The 15972-nt window shown below is 56.4% G+C and carries 13 protein-coding genes; 6 read left to right on the forward strand and 7 right to left on the reverse strand.

Annotated elements, in window-relative coordinates; genetic code table 11:
- Nucleotide 1: 1 nt before the first annotated feature.
- Both TRM7615_RS20540 and TRM7615_RS20545 read right to left on the reverse strand, forming a co-directional pair.
- Complete coding sequence (locus tag TRM7615_RS20540) at nucleotides 2–250, reverse strand: hypothetical protein (protein WP_235824157.1); 249 nt, start codon at nucleotides 248–250, stop codon at nucleotides 2–4.
- Nucleotides 247–1452 (reverse strand): aromatic ring-hydroxylating oxygenase subunit alpha, encoded by a 1206-nt coding sequence (locus tag TRM7615_RS20545; protein WP_108791223.1) that lies wholly within the window; start codon nucleotides 1450–1452, stop codon nucleotides 247–249. Before TRM7615_RS20545 ends, TRM7615_RS20540 begins: the two co-directional genes overlap by 4 nt.
- 459 nt (nucleotides 1453–1911) lie before the next feature.
- On the opposite strand from TRM7615_RS20545, the gene TRM7615_RS20550 reads away from it, so the two are divergent.
- From TRM7615_RS20550 to TRM7615_RS20570, 5 genes are all read left to right on the forward strand, one after another.
- Nucleotides 1912–3021: an extracellular solute-binding protein gene (locus TRM7615_RS20550; protein ID WP_108791225.1), complete on the forward strand. Its 1110-nt coding sequence runs from the start codon at nucleotides 1912–1914 to the stop codon at nucleotides 3019–3021.
- 87 nt (nucleotides 3022–3108) lie between these two features.
- On the forward strand, nucleotides 3109–4251 hold the full coding sequence (locus TRM7615_RS20555) for an ABC transporter ATP-binding protein (protein WP_108791227.1): 1143 nt from the start codon (nucleotides 3109–3111) through the stop codon (nucleotides 4249–4251).
- Nucleotides 4252–4307: 56 nt separating this feature from the next.
- Nucleotides 4308–5201, forward strand: coding sequence for an ABC transporter permease subunit (locus TRM7615_RS20560; protein ID WP_235824167.1), 894 nt, complete (start codon nucleotides 4308–4310; stop codon nucleotides 5199–5201).
- Nucleotides 5202–6044 (forward strand): ABC transporter permease subunit, encoded by an 843-nt coding sequence (locus TRM7615_RS20565; RefSeq protein WP_108791231.1) that lies wholly within the window; start codon nucleotides 5202–5204, stop codon nucleotides 6042–6044.
- Nucleotide 6045: 1 nt separating this feature from the next.
- A complete protein-coding gene (locus TRM7615_RS20570) occupies nucleotides 6046–6678 on the forward strand; it encodes a TetR/AcrR family transcriptional regulator (RefSeq protein WP_108791233.1) in 633 nt (210 codons plus the stop codon).
- A gap of 13 nt (nucleotides 6679–6691) precedes the next feature.
- On the opposite strand, the gene TRM7615_RS20575 is transcribed toward TRM7615_RS20570, so the two are convergent.
- A complete protein-coding gene (locus TRM7615_RS20575; RefSeq protein WP_108791235.1) occupies nucleotides 6692–9151 on the reverse strand; it encodes a GcvT family protein in 2460 nt (819 codons plus the stop codon).
- 187 nt (nucleotides 9152–9338) lie between these two features.
- Here TRM7615_RS20575 and TRM7615_RS20580 point away from each other — a divergent pair, with 187 nt between their 5' ends.
- Complete coding sequence (locus tag TRM7615_RS20580) at nucleotides 9339–10118, forward strand: class I SAM-dependent methyltransferase (RefSeq protein WP_108791237.1); 780 nt, start codon at nucleotides 9339–9341, stop codon at nucleotides 10116–10118.
- Nucleotides 10119–10132: 14 nt separating this feature from the next.
- On the opposite strand, the gene TRM7615_RS20585 is transcribed toward TRM7615_RS20580, so the two are convergent.
- From TRM7615_RS20585 to TRM7615_RS20600, 4 genes are read right to left on the reverse strand one after another with little or no spacing between them, the layout of a single operon-like run.
- Nucleotides 10133–11515, reverse strand: a complete 1383-nt coding sequence (locus tag TRM7615_RS20585) for an aminotransferase (RefSeq protein ID WP_108791239.1) — start codon at nucleotides 11513–11515, stop codon at nucleotides 10133–10135.
- Nucleotides 11516–11528: 13 nt separating this feature from the next.
- The gene (locus tag TRM7615_RS20590) at nucleotides 11529–12704 is read right to left on the reverse strand and encodes an aminomethyl transferase family protein (RefSeq protein ID WP_108791241.1); all 1176 of its coding nucleotides are present in this window, start codon (nucleotides 12702–12704) and stop codon (nucleotides 11529–11531) included.
- Nucleotides 12701–14233 (reverse strand): phytoene desaturase family protein, encoded by a 1533-nt coding sequence (locus TRM7615_RS20595; RefSeq protein ID WP_108791244.1) that lies wholly within the window; start codon nucleotides 14231–14233, stop codon nucleotides 12701–12703. Before TRM7615_RS20595 ends, TRM7615_RS20590 begins: the two co-directional genes overlap by 4 nt.
- Nucleotides 14230–15867, reverse strand: coding sequence for a phytoene desaturase family protein (locus TRM7615_RS20600; protein ID WP_108791245.1), 1638 nt, complete (start codon nucleotides 15865–15867; stop codon nucleotides 14230–14232). The genes TRM7615_RS20595 and TRM7615_RS20600 overlap by 4 nt, the downstream gene beginning before the upstream one ends.
- Nucleotides 15868–15972: the final 105 nt, after the last annotated feature.

Consider the following 15972-nt stretch of genomic DNA (forward strand, 5'->3'; position numbering starts at 1 on the left):
GTCAGATAAAGCCAAGTGCAAACTCTGAAACATCGATGCCTTCATATTTGGCAACGTCAATTGGATCTTCGGCGTCGAACTTGCTGCATCTGCGATAGATCTCCAGCAGTTCGGCCGACATCATGTTGGCCTGATAGAAGAACATTGCAGCAGCATAGCGCGTTGACCCGGACCCGGGTTCGCCGTCTTTCGCCAATAGGAGTTTTCTTTGGTGTTCCTGTTCCGAGTTTTGCATCGAGGCTTTGGTCACGTATCAGGCGCATCCGTCATGGAAGCGTTCAGTGCGGCCAGCCCATCCTCATCCGGTGCGGTTTCAACATTGTATATCGGTAGGATCCGCCGCAGGTGATCGTGATGAGAGCGCACGCCATATTCCAGATCGGAAAGGTAGAACCCCTCGAACGCCTCTGATTGCATGGATTCATTTGACCAGATTGTCAGTTGGATATCCTCTTCCACGGTTTCCCGGTCAATGCGTGAAGCGAGGTATCGCGCTGCTCTTTGTTGGCGATCTTCTACGGGATTGCGATACGTCGCGCTGCGTAGGATAGACTTGCCGGTAGAAACTGGAAATTCCTGATAAAACAACGACGTCTCTGGCGTTACGGCAATCACAGCGTTCGGGAAAATCCCATAGTACAGCCAGGTTTTGTGCAGGTGCTCGGGTAAATGCGGTTGGGGTTTGGTGAATTTTTTGTAGTTGCGAACAGCCCATCTTCGGCCCTTGGTGGGGGTAAAGCGCCCGTCTGAGCGCGAAACGCCGTCAACATAGGGTTCATCGGCGTAGGTAGAGCCATAAAGGTCCTGAAGTGCGGGGTGCGCCAGTGGAACATGGTATCCTTCGTTGTCCACATCTCTGATAGATTTCCAGTTCACGGGCGTTTCTTCGGTCCAAATGCCGTCCGTTGGTACGTGTTCGGCCATCCTGTAGGCGGATAGCTCTTGCTCCATTGGGGCCAACAGCTCTGCGACTGACGGTTGAAGGCCTGGCTTGAAACGAACAAAGACGAACCCGTGCCAGACCTCCATTTCAAGGGATTTCAGGCCGAACTCGTGCTTGTCCAGTTGCGGGAAAGACTCTGGGCGTGCTGCACCTCGAAGAGTGCCATCAAGGTTGTAGACCCAGCCATGAAACGGACAGACCAGAGCGTTAGTGCATTTTCCCTGTTCCTTTGCGACAAGGCGCGAGCCGCGATGGCGACAAATGTTGAGGTATGCGCGCACTTCGGATGTGTTGTCTCGAAGAATGATTGCACGCTCACCACACATGTCGAAGCACAAAAAGCTGCCAACCTCGGGTACGTCCGAGACATGGCATGCGATTTGCCAATGTGTCTTGAACAACTCGCTCTGCTCTAGATCCAAAAGGGCCGGGCTGTGATAGCACCAGCCCGGCAATCCGCGTCGATCCCAATCCGCGGGGATTTCGATGTTTCGTGTATGATCACGCATTTACAGAGTCCGTTTTGGTTTGGTTTTCGATCGGTCTGGCTTGAAGGAGCGAGTGAAATTGGCCTGGTGTGCCAAGAGCTTTTTGACGAGACTCGCTGCCCTTCAGTTGGGTCTAGATGTCTCTCAATTTTTCGGCTCAGTCAACCTATTCTGACTGAACGCCTATTCAGAACAGGTGATTCTAGCGGCCAATCGGTCGGCGACTGAAGCGCTAGGAATCAGGCGATATTCCCCAAACCCACCGTCAAAACTAACTGTATTTACCAGAATGGTTGATTTGATCACACCTTTCATTGACACGTGCAAATTCATGCGACTACCGTTCTGAATGGTCAGTCAGATAAAAATGAAAGACGGAGCGCTCGACGCAAGACCACTCGAAGGGGAGCTCTCAGGTCGTTCAACGATCAGAACAAATGCACTTACCGTAGTCATCGCTCAGGGAGAGGAAGCGAAGCCATGAACTCAGTCAAAAAAGCCATTGGGATTTCCATGTTGGCCGTAACGTCCACGGCAATTTCGGGTGCAGCAATTGCACAAGAACGCGTGTTGAAGGTTACGAATTGGGGGGAATACATCGCAGAAGATACAATCGCGAATTTTGAAAAGGAGTACGGGATCAAGGTCATCTATGACCCATATGACTCGGCCGAAGCGATTGATGCAAAGCTGCTTGCAGGCAACAGCGGCTATGACGTTGTAAGCCACGCCGGCAGCGACACCGCACGGCTGATCAAGGCGGGTATCGTTGCGCCGCTGGACGTGTCCAAACTGGACAACCTGGCGAATATTGATCCCGCGATCATGGGGCAGTTGGCGAGCGAGTGGGACCCCGGCAACAAGCATTTCATCCCGTATATGTGGGGGACGCACGGTGTCACCTATAATGAAGAACTGGTGAAGGCGACTTACCCGGATGCGCCGATCGGAACGATGGATATGGTGTTCGATCCTGCGCACATGAAAGAGCTGGCGAAATGCGGCGTGTCCTTCTTGGATTCGCCCGGTGACATCATTCCAATGGCCTTGGCGCATATGGGGCTGGATCCGAACTCCACCAACAAGGAAGATTACGAGAAGGTCGGCGCGATGCTGGCCGAGGTGCGTCCGTACATCAAAACCTTTGACAACTACGCGTACCAGCGGATGCCACAGAAAGAGTTTTGCGTATCCACCACTTGGGGCCCCGACGGCTTGCTGGCCATGTCCGGCGCAGAGGAAGCTGATACAGGCGTGGTTCTGGACTTCTTCCTGCCAGAAGGTGAGCGACGCGCGCAGCTTTGGATCGATGGCTGGCTGATCCCGGCGGATGCGGCCAACAAGGAAGATGCGCATTTGTTCCTGAACTACATGATGCGCCCCGAAGTGGCGGCCAACGACAGCAACTTTACCTGGTATGCAACGGCCAATCTGACGGCCAAGCCAATGGTTGACGAGGCGGTGACATCCAGCCCTGCGGCGTTCCCTACGTCGGATCAGGTGGCCAAGATGTACACCACCGCAGTTCTGCCCCCAAAGGTCGAGCGTTTGCAGACCCGGACCTGGACGGACTTCAAAGCCGGAAACTAACTCACTCACAGTAAAGCTGGCAGCAGCGCTCAAATTCGGGGTGCCGCTGCCGGCCCGACCATTTTCAGGCAGACTGCGAGGCCCACATTGACCGTTTCTTCACCTTCCGGTGCAGCGCCCTGGCTTGACCAGAATGAACAACAGCCTCTGGTTCAAATCAAAGGCGTCACCAAGAAGTACGGCGAGGTTACAGCCGTGGATAATGTCGATCTGGACATCTATCAGGGCGAACTGTTTTGCCTATTGGGGGGATCGGGCTGCGGCAAATCCACCTTGTTGCGAATGCTTGCTGGGTTCGAGGATTTGAACTCAGGTTCGATCACTATCGACGGTGTCGATATGGCGAATGTTCCCGCCTATGAGCGACCGACAAACATGATGTTTCAAAGCTATGCGTTGTTCCCACATATGACCGTGGAAAAGAACGTGGCCTTTGGTCTGGAACAAGACGAGGTTCCCAAGTTCGACATTGCAGACCGGGTACATGACATTCTCAAGCTTGTGGAGCTGGAAGACTTCAAAAAACGAAAGCCCAAGCAATTGTCGGGGGGGCAGCGGCAGCGAGTCGCCTTGGCGCGGGCCCTGGTCAAACGCCCAAAGCTGTTGCTGCTGGACGAGCCTTTGGCCGCCTTGGACAAGAAGCTGCGCAAACAAACGCAGTTCGAGCTGGCCAATATTCAAGAGAAAGTGGGCGTCACCTTCATCGTTGTGACCCATGATCAGGAAGAGGCGATGACCCTGTCGTCACGCATGGCGGTCATGGATGCAGGGCGGTTTCAGCAGATCGGAACTCCGACCGAGATTTATGAATTTCCCGAGTCCCGCTTTGTTGCGGATTTCATTGGGTCCGCCAATATATTCGAGGGGCGCGTGACCGAAGACGGCGCCGATCACGTGCGGGTGCAAACCGAGTTTTGCGAGGTCTACATAGATCACGGCCATTCGGTGAAGGTCGGAAGTAAGATCTGGGTCGCATTGCGGCCCGAGAAGATCCGCATCACCAAATCCGAAGAGGCGGTCACAGGTCCCAATCAGGTCTCGGCCGTAATTGATGATATCGGGTATCTCGGAGAAACGTCGATTTACAAGGTCGCGCTACCCAACGGGGACATCTTCGATGTGACACGGCCTAATCAGACGCGTCCCACGCATGCCATGCAGCAGATCACCTGGGAGGACAAGGTGAGCATCAGCTGGGATTCGTCCAGCGCCATGTTGCTGAACAAATGACGGATGTTTCCAACAAACCCCCGTCGGTCAGTCAGGGATCATTTGGGTCCCAGATGATGCGACGCATCCAGAGCCACTGGCGCCAGATCATCACTGTAATCCCGTTCTTCTGGTTGCTGTTCTTCTTTCTGGCTCCGTTCTTTATCGTGGCCAAGATCAGTTTGGCGGAACTTGCCATTGCCAGCCCTCCGTTCACAAAACTGGTCGAATGGACCGACAGCGGGATCGTCACGATCCGGCTGGTTTTTGATAACTTCGTCTACATCTGGGAGGACAGCCTTTACTTTGACACCTACGTCAACTCGCTCAAGATCTCGGTGACGTCGACCATTCTGTGCCTCTTGTTTGGCTACCCGATTGCTTATGCGATTGTACGCTCGGGGCCGGTGGCGAAACCGCTTTTGCTGTTTGCGATCATCTTGCCGTTCTGGACCTCATTCCTGCTGCGTGTCTATTCGTGGATGGGTCTGCTGGCCGACCAGGGGACGATCAACAACCTGTTGATCGCGCTTGGAATAATAGATGAACCGATCCGGATGCTATATACCGAATTCGCGGTCTACATCGGGATTGTCTATACCTATATGCCGTTCATGATCCTGCCGCTTTACGCGACCATGGAAAAGCTGGACAACAGCTTGAACGAAGCCGCGGCAGACCTTGGGTCGCGTCCCACAAACACGTTCTTCAGGATTACGCTGCCCTTGACGATGCCAGGGATCATTGCTGGCTCTCTGCTGGTCTTCATTCCGGCGACGGGGGAGTACGTCATTCCCGATTTGTTGGGCGGTGGAAACGTGCAGATGATCGGGCGCGTGCTGTTCAACGAGTTCTCGAGAAACAGCGATTGGCCTGTGGCTGCGGCCGTCGCCATCGTCCTGCTGTTCATTCTGGTCTTGCCCATCATGGTGTTTCAGTACTTCCAGGGCAAAGCGTCGGAGGAGCGTTAGATGTACGGTAATCGCTCACGCTTTTTGACGATCATGCTGACCCTGGGATTGGCGTTCTTCTATATCCCTATGATCCTGCTGGTGATCTATTCGTTCAACCACTCCAAGCTTGTGCCGGTGTGGGGTGGTTGGTCTCTGCGGTGGTATTCCGAGCTGTTTCAGTCGCCTGAGGTTTGGCAGGCCGTGTCCCTGAGCCTTCAGATTGCTGTGGTTAACGCGACCTTTGCAACGGCCCTTGGGACACTGGCTGGATTGGCGATGGTTCGGTTTGGCAGGTTCAGGGGGCGGACATTGTTTGGCGGGATGTTGGTTGCGCCCTTGGTGATGCCTGAGGTGATCACTGGGCTTTCACTGCTCGTCTTCTTCATCTCACTCAATCAACTGATCGGCTGGCCTGCGGAACGCGGGTTTGCCACGATCACCATCGCGCACATCACCTTTTCCATGGCTTATGTGGCTGTCACCATACAGGCGCGTTTGACCGGTATGGGGCAAACCTTGGAAGAGGCGGCCGCCGATCTGGGGGCGAAGCCATTCAAGGTTCTGACCGCGATCACCATCCCGCAATTGACGCCCGCGTTGATCTCGGGCTGGCTTCTTGCTTTCACATTGTCGTTGGATGACCTGGTGATTGCCAGTTTCGTGACCGGCCCCGGCGCAAACACCTTGCCAATTCTGATCTTTTCACGCATTCGACTAGGCCTCAGGCCGGACATCAATGCGCTTGCGACCATCATGATCCTGGTGATCGCCATCTGTGTCGCAATCGCTGCTATCGTGATGTTCCGGCAGCAAAGAGCAGATATGTTGGATCGGCAGATGGCCGAGCGAGAGGAGGGGTAAAGTGGAGGCCAAAGAGCTTCAGAAGAAACGTCGAACCGAGCCCCCCGAAGTCCGCCGGTTGCAACTGATCATGGCTGCGATTGATTCAATCGCGAAACGCGGGTTTTCGGACACGACGCTTAAACATGTGACAGAGGCTGCCAACCTTTCGCACGGTGTGGTCAACTATCACTTTGCCAGCAAAGAGGCGCTTTATGATGCGGCCTTGGGGTTTCTCGCACAGGAGCACTATGAAAACTGGTTAAAGTACTACGACGAGGCTGAGCCAACACCAGCGCATCGTCTGGTGGCGATCGTCAACGCGGACTTTGACAAAAGCATCTGCACGCACAAGCGGCTGGCCGTGTGGTTCGCATTCTGGGGACAGGCCAAGTATCGCCCGAACTACCTGAAGATTCACAACAAGTACGACAACGAACGGTATGATCGTATCCTGCAATTGTGCGGCGAGCTGATTGCCGAGGGCGGTTATGACGACCTTGATGCAGACAAGACGGCCCGCGCAGTCGAGGCGATGTCGGACGGTGCCTGGCTGAGTTTGGTGCTGTACCCCAAAGTGGCAGATCGGCGGGAATTCAGAGATGTCTGCCAGCTATCACTGTCGCGGTTCTTTCCCAAGCACTTCCCGCTGTAAGAGCTGCACCAGATCAGCATTTGATCTTTTTCATTTCGGGATCATAGAGCGGCTTGAGAGAGGCAATGGCCTCGAACTTCTCATCCGCAATCTCGATCTGCCAATGTCCAGATGCGACGACGTCCGCCGTCAGTGGCGCATTGGTTTCCGCAAACCCGATGCCGACAGCGCCGCCCAATGAATGCCCGTATCCGCCGACCTGAACATAGCCGACTTCCTGACCGTTGAGATAAATCATCTCGTTGCCGTACAGCAGTGGCTCGGGGTCTTTCAGCAGGAATTGCAGCATCCGGGTGTGCGGTACACCCTTGGCCTTGATCTGTGCCAAGGACTCCCGACCAATGAAACCGCCCGGCTTGTCCAGCTTGACGGCAAACCCTAGCCCGGCTTCGATAGGGTTGTCGGTGTTGTCCACGTCGATCCCAAAATCACGATAAGCCTTTTCAAGGCGCAGCGAGTTCAGAGTTTGCATCCCGGCATTGCGGACGCCCAGGTCGCGGCCAGCCTCCATGATCAGATCATAGGTTTGAACCGCTTGGGTGGCCGGGACATGAAGCTCCCACCCCAATTCACCAATGAAAGTCACGCGATAGGCCATAACAACGGCATAGCCGACATCGACCTCGCGTGCGATCATGAATGGGAACCCATCATCCGATAGATCCGCGCCCGAGATCCTGCTCAGCAGCTCTCGGGATTTTGGGCCATGCACATTGATCTGGCAGCGCCCTGCAGTGACATCCGTGATGACCACGTTTTCGCCGACTTGGATGTGGCGTCGCATACGCATTTCCGTGTGGCCGGCAGAGTTCTCTCCAACGACCACCCAAAACTTGTGATCTGACAATCGGGTCACGGTCAAATCGGCCTCGAACCCGCCGTGTTCATTGACCCACGGCGTATAGACTACGCGACCGGGATCGACGTCGACCTCGTTACAGGACAGACGAGAGAGGAGGGCGCAGGCGTCCGGCCCTTCGACGCTGAAACAGGCCATGGAGGTCATGTCCATAACGACCACATCCTCGCGGGCGGCGCGATGCTCTTCTGCGTGCCAATCAAACCAGTTCTGGCGATACCAGCTATATGTTTCGATCTTGGCCTGTTCGGGCGTTGGTGCAAACCAATCCGGCTGTTCCCAGGCGTTGCCTTCGGTGAAGTAGGCGCCCGCGTCCTTGAGCCGGTCAAATAGAACGGACCGCTTTACGTTGCGGGCGGTATTGAAGCCTTCGTTGTGGAAATGCTGGCCAAAGAGTTTCCCCAACAGCTCGGGCGTTCGGTCGCGCCTGAAGGCAGGTGTCGCCATTTCGCGTGAGAAGCGGTTCACGTTGATTTCAGTGACATCGATCGGGGGTACGCCGTCGACCATCCAATGCGCCAGCACCATACCTGTGCCCGCGCCATTCAGGATGCCCAGTGAATTCATGCCGCAGGCCACCCACAAGTTGCGTAGTTCCGATGTAGGACCGACCAGAGGGGCCAGATCAGGCGTAAAGCTTTCGGGGCCGCAGAACAGTTTCTTTACTCCGTATTTCAGGGTGTCGGGCACCCGAGAATATGCCTTTTCAAGATCAGGACCGACGCGTTCCCAATCCGGTTCGATCTCGCCAAATTGCCATTCGTCCGGAACGCCATCCAGTTTCCAGGCTGCGGCGCCGGGTTCGAACAGGCCCAGCATCAACCCGCCAACTTCCTCGCGGTAATAGGTATAGGTTGAGGGGTCTTCCAGCACGGGCAGATCGCGGGGCAGGCCCGGAATGCTCTCGGTTATGAGGTAGTAGTGTTCAGCCGCTTGAAGGGGCAGGTTCACGCCGTGTTTCGCACCCAACTGGCGCGACCACATTCCACCACAGATCACGACATTTTCGGCGGTGATGGTCTGCCCGCTTGCAGTGCGCACTCCCGTCGCGGTTCCATTCTTTTCCAGGATTTCGTCGACACGTACTCCTTCGAAAATCCGCGCGCCCCGGTTTCGGGCGCCTTTGGCTAGCGACATGGTGACGTCCACTGGGTTGGCGCGCCCGTCTTCGGGGATCAGAAAGGCACCGACAACATCTGACAAGTCACCGATGGGGAACATCTGCTGCGCTTCGGTGACTGAGATTTCGTGATTGTTGATTCCGAACCTGCGCATAAAGGCTGCGACACGGCGCATTTCGTGAAGGCGTTCTTGATTGGTTGCGATCTGCAAATAGCCGACATCGCGAAATCCGGTTGGAATACCAGTTTCTTGCTCAAGGTTGGCGTAAAGGTCCCGGCCATGCGTGTAGATTGCGCATTCCGCCTCTGATTTCAGAAGGCCCGCCACAATAAGCCCGGCTGCGTGCCATGTCGTTCCAGAGGTCAATTGCCCCTGTTCCAGAACGACCACATCCGTATGGCCAAGCTTCGTCAGGTGGTAGGTCGTGTTTGTCCCAATTGAGCCACCTCCGATGATGACGGTTTGCGCATGTGTTGGAAGCATGTCGGCCATTTTGATCGGGCTCCGCTGTAACGGTTGTTTCTCGATACCAATCAAGCATGTGAAAGTCTACTGATTGAATGGCCATTCAGAATGAGGTACTCAGTAAGTGTACAATGGATGCTTTGTTGCCTGCTGGGGTTCTATCTTTGGTGTGGTGAGTGAAGTTTGCAAAGCGTTGGCTCGATAGGGGAGAAGCATGTCGGACGAAATCCTTTATGACCGTCAGGTCATCGACTTTTTGGAAGAGCTTTGGGGTGAGGGGTTCTTGTCCCCCGGTGGTGTGGAAGAAGTGGCTCGAGTGGTCGAAGGGGTGGACCTGAAAGGCAAGCATATCCTTGATATCGGGTGCGGCTCGGGCGCCATCGCTGTGCTTTTGGCAGGTGAGATGGAGGCCGGAAAGGTCACAGGTATAGACGTCGAGGCACCAGTTTGCGAAGCGGCGCGGCAAAGGGTCAGGGACGCTGGCCTGGAGGGAAGGGTTGAGATCATCGAAGTCTCTCCTGGGCCAATGCCATTTGATGCTGAAATGTTTGATGTCGTGTTCTCAAAGGATTCCATTATCCATATCCCGGATAAGGCAACCCTGGCCGCAGAGGTGCTTCGGGTGCTGAAACCAGGTGGGGTGTTTGCTGCGTCTGACTGGTTGACCAATCACGATGGCGATATGTCGCCTGAGATGGCCCACTATGTGAAGATGGAGGACCTGGAGTTCCAGATGGCCTCACCCGCAAAGTACCGCGTCGCGATGGAAGAGGCCGGGTTTGAGGCTGTCGAGCTGGTCAACCGCAACCCTTGGTACGCCCAGGTGTCGGCAGCAGAGCTTGCCGAGTTGACCGGCCCGAACCGTGCCAAATGGGAAGCGCGGCACGGTGCGGACTTCATCAAACATCAGATCGAAATCTGGGATGCGATGCAGCCGGTGCTGAAGTCGGGGGAACACTGCCCTCACCATATCCGCGGACGAAAGCCCGAGTGATCAAGCTGCGAGGGCTACGACTTCTCGTAGCCTTCGCTGACCCGCGTCATTCCGGCCTCCATGATGTCGAACATGTCGTCGATCTGATCAGGCGTGATGATCAACGGTGGCGAAAAAACGGCCATGTTCCCGAAGGGGCGGAGCAATAGCCCCAGTTCTTCGCAGGCATCATCCAGCTTTTGTCCAAACTTCACATCGGCCTCATAGCTTTGGTCGTTCAGGTCTGGGCGGCACTCGATACAGCCCAGCAAGCCATCGCCGCGTACGTCTCCGACGATCGGAAACCGATCCTTGATCTGCTGCAGTCTGGCCCGGAAATGCGGCGTGACGCGCTGCACATGTCCAAGAATGTCTTCGCTTTCCATGATCTCGATGTTCTTGATCGCCGCCGCGCAACTGACGGGGTGCCCTGTGTAGGTGTAGCCGTTGTAGAAAACGTCATCGCCCGGCGCGTCAGAAATACGTTTGATCACGGCATCCGATATGATGCACGCCCCTAGCGGCAGGTAGCCCGAGGTCAGACCCTTTGCACATGTGATGATGTCGGGAACGATGCCAAAGACGTCTTCTGACGCAAACCAGTGCCCCAACCGCCCAAAGCCGGTGACCACCTCGTCCGAGATGTACAGGATGTCATGTGCGCGGCAGATCTCGAGCGTGCGTTTGTGGTAGCCGGGCGGGGGAACGATGACGCCACCCGAGCACAAGATCGGCTCGGCGATAAAAGCCGCGATCTTGTCGGCGCCAACCTCGGCAATCAGGTTTTCCAGATCAGCGATTTTGGCGTTGCACCAGTCCTCCAGGCTCATGTCGTTCGGCCGGTGATAGGGGTTCACGTCCGGCAGAAAGCGTACAAGATCCTGTGCCTTGTCAAAGCTGGTTTCAAACCGTTCTTTGCCTGTGACCGTGGCGGCCAGAAAGGTCGAACCGTGGTACCCTTTTTCGCGCCCAATGATGATTTTCTTGTTCGGGCGCCCAAGCCGCTTGTTCATAAACAAGGCGGTGCGCAGCGCTGTATCAACGGCTGTCGATCCCCCAGTGGTGAAATGCACCGTATTCAGGTCGCCGGGTGTGCGTTCGGCAATCATGCGGGCCAAAACGGCCGCAGGTTCAGTGGTGAATGACCATGGGGACGCATAAGGCATCTGCATGACCTGAGCGGAAATCGCGTCGGCCATATCCTGACGGCCATAACCGATTTGGGTGCACCACATTCCACCGGGTCCATCGATGTACCGCTTTCCGGACGCATCCCACAAATAGATGCCGTCTGCGGTGTTCACACGCATGTATTCCGTGGCCCCGAAACCAGCGGTGTCCGCCCAGGGGTGCAGGTTGTGATCGCGATCCCAATCAACAAGATCGCCATCGGTTGGTGTATTTCCTAGTGTATTCACGTCTGCTCCTCCGTCAGGTGCGGGCCGGGGGGGTTGCGCGGGCGCGCGGTGGTGCAAAGAAGGCGCCCTGAACGGGTGTAAGACGTGCCATTCTGGTGTCCCACTTGCCTTCTTCCAATGTGTAGATCTCTGCCATCAGCCTGGACGCGCGCTGCGCATCGGGCATGCGAACATGTGCAAGGGCTACGTTCTTTTTGGCCGTCGGCGACCAGATGCCCGAGGTGATGTGGCCAACCTCGCGTTTGCGCCCATTGTAGATCAGCGCGCCTTGAGCGGGTTTGAACCCTTCGACATCACAGCGCAGCAGAAGGCTCCTTTGGGCGTGTTGCTTGCTCAACAACGCTCGTCGGCCATTGAAGTGACCCTTTTCAAAGTCGACCAACCACCCGAGGCCAAGCTCGAACGGCGTTTGGCCGCGATGCAGGCGTTCGGTGGCATGAACCGGTTGAAAGTCGACACCGGCAGTCAGAAACCCAGCCTCGATCCGGGCGATGTTCAAGGCGTCGTAGCCGATGGCGCGCAACCCTTGGTGTGTGCCCGCTTGCCAGATTCGGTCCCACAGTGCCTCGGCCTTATCCCAAGCACACCAGAGCTCATAGCCCAGATCGCCCGTGAACCCGGTACGAGAGATCATGAGGTCAGGCTCAATTTTGACCAGGTCGAACGGCTTTAGGTGCGCAACGTCCAGCCCGGCGGCCTCTAGCACAGCAAATGAGGTCGGGCCTTGCAGGGACAGCCCGGCGACATCGTGCGTCTCGTCTTTGACGACGACGTCAAAACCCCACGCCGCATCCAGAAGCCAGGTCAGCATGGGTTCTTGGCAGCACAGCCGCCAATCGTCGTCGCCCAGATGAAACAAGGTGCCGTCGTCGATGACCATCCCTTCTTCATCACACCAGACCGCATATCCAACGCGGCCTGTTTTGATCTTGCGGATGTCACGGGTGACCAGCCGATTGAGCATTTGCGCGGCGTCAGGGCCAGCGATCCGATACTTGTGCATCGGTGAGATGTCGAACAGCGACGACTGGTTGCGCAGGGCGAAATACTCGAACTCCATGCTGTCCAAAACGCTCGGGGCTGCGTATCCGGCCCAGTCGTACCAACTGTGTGCGCGGTTCTGTTCTGCAAGACTGGCGTGGAACGGGCTCGGGATCAGACCCAGTTTGGGATCAACAAAGATGCTCATTTTTGCACCTCCAATGCCATAAGCGCTGCGTTGCGTCCGGCAAGGCCCATGACATCACCGCCAGGGTGCGTGGCGGCTCCACACAGGAACAGTCCTTTGGGGCCAAAGGCATAGCGGCTTATCCCATTCGCAGGGCGTAGGGTCAGCAGTTGATCGAGCGACATTTCCGCGTGGTGCCAATGCCCGCCAGGCGCTCCGGTTGCGGTTGCAATCTGATCCGGCGTGATGACCTGAGTGTCTGTGATCTGCTCGCGCAGTCCGGGAAGGGCGCAGTCCAACGTGTCGACGGTAATCTGGGCCAGCCGATCTTGCGCCTCTTGGGTCCATCCGCCGTCAAGGTCGGACGGGGCGTATTGGACAATGGCAGACACCCAATGTGATCCGTCCGGCTGCTCAGTCCTGAGTGCCTCGATGACAGGCGCCTTGGACATCTCGCGATACTTGGCGGGATTGAAGGCGGCTTCGACATAGTCTGCAGAAGGCGCATAAATCAGGCGCGCGTCTTTTTGTTCGCTCTTCAATCCAGGGAGTGGAGAGGCATCCTTTAGTCGCAGGTTCACTTTGGCTGCGGTGCCGCGTGCACGGATGTTTCTTATTCGGCGTGTGGCCTCGATGTCGAACAGGCTTGGACCAGTCAGTTGGGATGTCAGCGGCGACGCCAGGTTGCTCAGAACCAAGGGCGCGCGCAGGGTTTGGCCATCAGCGGTTTGCACGCCGGTTACCGCATCCAGATCGACAAGAATGCGAGATACTTCGGTTCCGGGTAGCAGCGTGCAGTCGGCCGCTTTCGCCCCGTCAACCAATGTGTCCACCACAGCTGTCATGCCGCCTGTGGGCTGGGTGATGGTGCCACCGTGCCCCAACCGATAGATCAGATTGAACACTGTACCCGGTGACCTTGGACCGGTGGCCGCCCCCCTGATTGCATCTGCCGCAAGCATGCCGGCCACCGGTCCGTCTGGCAGGTCATCCAGTACGATGTCGTAGACATTGGACAGGACAACCTGCAAGAAACGCCGCATTTCTGATTTGCCGAGCATTTTCAGCCCGATCCCCACCTTTGCCAGACGCAGCATCTCGGCCAATCTGGCCCGTGACAGGGACGCGCTGTGACCACCCGGAGGCGGGGCTTCCGCCAATTGCCGCAACAGCCCGCCATAGGTCTTGAATCTTTGGATCAGTTCACACCAAGCCTTTGACTGAGGGTGCTGTGAACCATCATTCCAATAAACACCGTTTGCCTTGAAGACGATGTGGTTTCCGTCATCGGCAAGCGAAACGGTGTCGATCTGCTGTCCAGTAAACGTCGCGCGATCGACATCGATGCCCGCGTCCTTCAGGGCGCGTGGGCTGAGATTGTAGAGCGCATGCGCCAGCGACGGCCCCCCGTCAACGGCGTAGGAGGCCATACCTCCGAAACGGTCGGCTCTTTCAATAATGCAAACCTTCTTGCCTTTGCGTCCAAGCACAGCACCAGCAACCAGGCCGTTTATGCCGCCGCCCACGACAATCGCATCGAAATTGCTCATGCCGCGTACCCCTTCATGCGTCCGTGCCGGGTTTCGTGTCGCAGGATGGCGCGGGCTGCGTTTGCGCCGGGCGCACCCATGACACCGCCACCGGGGTGGGCGGACGATCCACACAGATAGAGGCCTTTGATCGGCAGGCTGTATTGCGACCAGCCGGGAACAGGCCGATTAAAGAACAGCTGATCAAACGTCAGCTCGCCCTGAAAGATGTTGCCTTCGGTCAGGCCAACTTCGCGCTCGATTTCCAGCGGCGAGCGGACCTCCATATGAACCACGCGATCGCGAATATCCGGGCAGGCAACTGAAATCTGGTTCAGCACGGTGTCGGCCATCGCGTTGCGCTGCGCGTCGGTCCAATTGTCAGCTGACCTGGTGCCGTCAACGTTCAGGTCATAAGGGGCATATTGCACAAAGACCGTCATCATGTGAGCGCCTGTCGGGGCCATGGTCGGGTCGATCTGGCTGGGGATCAGCATGTCGATATATGGTTTTTCGGACCAGCGACCGTCTTTCCAATCGTCATAAGCCCTTTCCAGTTCGAACAGGCTTTCAGAAACATGCATGTCGCCGCGCAAAAAGCTGGTGTGTTCCGGCGCGGCGGGAAAATCGGGGAACTGATCAAGCGAGATGTTCAGCTTGGCTGACGATCCGCGAATTTTGAAGTTGTTCACCGCTTTGGTGAAGTCGTGGGGAAGGTCGGTCGTATCCACGTGGTGCTGGATGGTACGTTTGATGTCCATATTGGACGCAACCACAGGGGCGTAGAAAACCTTGCCGTCTTCCAATGCCACGCCTTGCACCCGGCCGTCTTTGCTCAGGATTTTCTCGACCCCGGCACCGGTGTGGATCGTCCCGCCATGATCTTTGAAGCTGGCCGCAATCGCATTGGAAATGGCCCCCATTCCCCCGCGCGCAAACCCCCAGGCGCCGATGCCGCCGTCGATGTCGCCCATATAATGATGCAACAGAACATAGGCGGTGCCGGGCGAATAAACTCCAAGGCCAGTACCGATAATCCCGGACCCCGCCAAATGGGCCTTGATCAGGCCGTTTTCAAAATGCTCGTCCAGAAAGTCGCCAATCGACATGGTCCAGAACTTGAGCGTTTCGCCGAGTTCACGGCTGCCCAAACCATGCGCCTTCTTGACTAGATACGCCAGTTCTCCCAGATCGCGCGGACGCAGAGAGGCCGGATCTGGCGCATCGCGCAGCAGAAATGGGCGAATGAACCGGCACTGCCGCATGATCGCTTGGGAATAGGCGCGATACGCATCTGCATCGCGTGCAGAGTGGCGCGCCATTTCACGCCTTAACGCATTGTGGTCCGAATAGTAAGCAAAGTGGTCGCCATCGCGGGTAAAGCTTGCACCACCTTCGTAGGGGATGACCTGAAGGCCATATTTCGGCAGGTCCAGGTCCCGCGCGATCTCGCGCCGTAGCAGCGAGCAGACATACGAGCAGTTCGAATAGGTCCAGCCTTCGTGCAGCGATCTGCTGACAGCTGCCCCGCCGATCCAGCCGTTCTTTTCAACCACCAGAACATTCATCCCCGCGCGTGCCATATAGGCCGCGGCTGTCAGGCCGTTGTGACCTGCACCGGCCACGATCGCGTCATATCTGCTCTCAAGTGCCAAAATTCTCTCCCCTTGCACTTTGTTTACAGAGGCAGTTCGATTCCGTAAAGTTTATTTGAGCGATCAAATAAACTTTAGATCATTGACGCCTGTTTTTCAGGCGCT

The organism is Falsiruegeria mediterranea M17, assembly GCF_900302455.1.
Taxonomy (GTDB): Bacteria; Pseudomonadota; Alphaproteobacteria; order Rhodobacterales; family Rhodobacteraceae; genus Falsiruegeria; species Falsiruegeria mediterranea.

What these genes read in the sequence shown, in the direction of transcription:
- TRM7615_RS20550 (WP_108791225.1), top strand. Translation starts at nt 1,912, where the DNA reads ATGAACTCAGTCAAAAAAGCCATTGGGATTTCCATGTTGGCCGTAACG.
- TRM7615_RS20575 (WP_108791235.1), bottom strand. Translation starts at nt 9,151, where the DNA reads ATGGCCGACATGCTTCCAACACATGCGCAAACCGTCATCATCGGAGGT.
- TRM7615_RS20580 (WP_108791237.1), top strand. Translation starts at nt 9,339, where the DNA reads ATGTCGGACGAAATCCTTTATGACCGTCAGGTCATCGACTTTTTGGAA.
- TRM7615_RS20595 (WP_108791244.1), bottom strand. Translation starts at nt 14,233, where the DNA reads ATGAGCAATTTCGATGCGATTGTCGTGGGCGGCGGCATAAACGGCCTG.
- TRM7615_RS20590 (WP_108791241.1), bottom strand. Translation starts at nt 12,704, where the DNA reads ATGAGCATCTTTGTTGATCCCAAACTGGGTCTGATCCCGAGCCCGTTC.
- TRM7615_RS20545 (WP_108791223.1), bottom strand. Translation starts at nt 1,452, where the DNA reads ATGCGTGATCATACACGAAACATCGAAATCCCCGCGGATTGGGATCGA.
- TRM7615_RS20565 (WP_108791231.1), top strand. Translation starts at nt 5,202, where the DNA reads ATGTACGGTAATCGCTCACGCTTTTTGACGATCATGCTGACCCTGGGA.
- TRM7615_RS20560 (WP_235824167.1), top strand. Translation starts at nt 4,308, where the DNA reads ATGCGACGCATCCAGAGCCACTGGCGCCAGATCATCACTGTAATCCCG.